This window comes from Longimicrobiaceae bacterium (assembly GCA_035936415.1).
Taxonomy (GTDB): Bacteria; Gemmatimonadota; Gemmatimonadetes; order Longimicrobiales; family Longimicrobiaceae; genus JAFAYN01.
The window spans coordinates 1-1,527 of record DASYWD010000218.1; the positions used below are offsets into that span (position 1 = coordinate 1).

Sequence of the window (1,527 nt, forward strand, 5' to 3'; positions counted from 1 at the left end):
CTCCCGGACGGCGCGCACGACGGAGTCCACTGCCGCCAGGCGCGACTCGACAGCGCGGCGGATTCCTTCCCGCGCCTCCTGCGCGGAGGGACGGCCAGGCCGCGCGGGGCCCTTCCGCCACGCCTCGTGCGCGCGCTCGAACGCCACCTGCCCGGAGAAGGGGCGGGCGTACCCCGGCGGCGGCGCGTACGGCTCTCCGCCGTCCGCGGGCACGAGCGCGGCAGAGACCGGGCCGAGGTCGTACGTGTAGGGCACCGGAAGGGCGAAGAGCGCGGCCAGGGCGTCCGCCAGCACGGTGCCCGGCGAGCCGCGGAGCGGGCGGGAGCCGGAGGCCTCGTCCATGGGGAAGAGGATGCCGAGCGCGCGGGCGATGGCGGGCTGCGCCCCCGGGTCGCCCAGGTGGCGCTCCAGCACCGCCCGAAGCGTCGCCAGCTCCTCCCGGTCGTAGACGAAGAAGTGCAGCGTCCCCTCCGCGTCGTCCCTCCCCCTGCCCTTCCCGTCCCGCGGCGCGGCGGGCGTGACGGCGCCCACGACCCCGTCCAGGTGCGCCAGGAACTCCAGGAGCAGCGCCCGCTCGCCCGCGGCCGTCCCCGCCGCGGAGAGGAAGACGCGCGAGGCCGCCCGCCCGCCCTCCGCCACCCGCACGCCCAGCGAGAAGCAGGTCCCCGTCACCGGGTCCGCGTCCGCGCTCAGCACCAGCCGGGTGCCCTCCGCGGGCCCCATCAGGTGCGTCTCGCGCTCCACGTCGAACGTCTTCGCGAACTGGAGCGCCTGGGCGCGCTGCTTCAGCCGCGGCGCGTCCGACTCCAGCGCGTGGCAGCCGGTGTAGGTGTCGCGGCGGAAGCTCTTCGTCAGCTCGCGGACGGTGCGGATCCCCTTCTCGTGCAGCGTCCGCCGGGCGAGCGGCGTGATCCCGGGGATCCGCGCCAGGTCGTCCGTCCGGTCCGCCTCGGCGATGCAGTGGTGGAAGTACGGGCACCCCGCGGACGCGGGGGAGACGTGCCACGCCGCCTCCCCGGGAGCGAGCGCCGCGACGCGGGGGAGGTCGCCGCGCAGGAACTCCTCCACGTGGTACAGGTAGGCGCCCAGCGGGAAGCTCCGCGGCCCGCGCGTCCCCCGCGACCAGATGGAGCCGCGGCGCCGGTCCGGCGCCCCCGCGATCCCCTCGGCGCGGCAGACCTCCTCCAGCAGGAGGACGTAGAACGCCACCTGCGCGAAGTGGGCGACGCTCGCCTCCCGGCTCGCCTTGATGTCCACCACGTGGAAGTGCGGCCGCCCGTCCCGCCCGCGGCGGACGCGTACCAGGTCCGGCTGCGCGGGGGCGATGCGGACGAGCTCCGGGTCGATCCCCCAGCGGCGCGCGAAGCCCTCCGGGTCGGGGAGCCGCAGCTCGGGCTGCACCAGCCACTCCGCCGCGCCGGGGTCGCGGAGCGCCGCCACGGTCTCGGCGTAGGGGAGGCGGAGCGGGTCGCCCGCCCTGGTCCACCCGCGGAGCAGCACCCGCTTCTCGCCGAAGCGGCGCAGCAG

Annotated in this window: 1 protein-coding gene; it reads right to left on the reverse strand. The window is 77.1% G+C overall.

Annotated features, from left to right (window positions below; all coding sequences use genetic code 11):
- The coding region (locus tag VGR37_08715; GenBank protein HEV2147472.1) for a hypothetical protein at window positions 1–1,527 on the reverse strand (1,527 nt) is incomplete at both ends.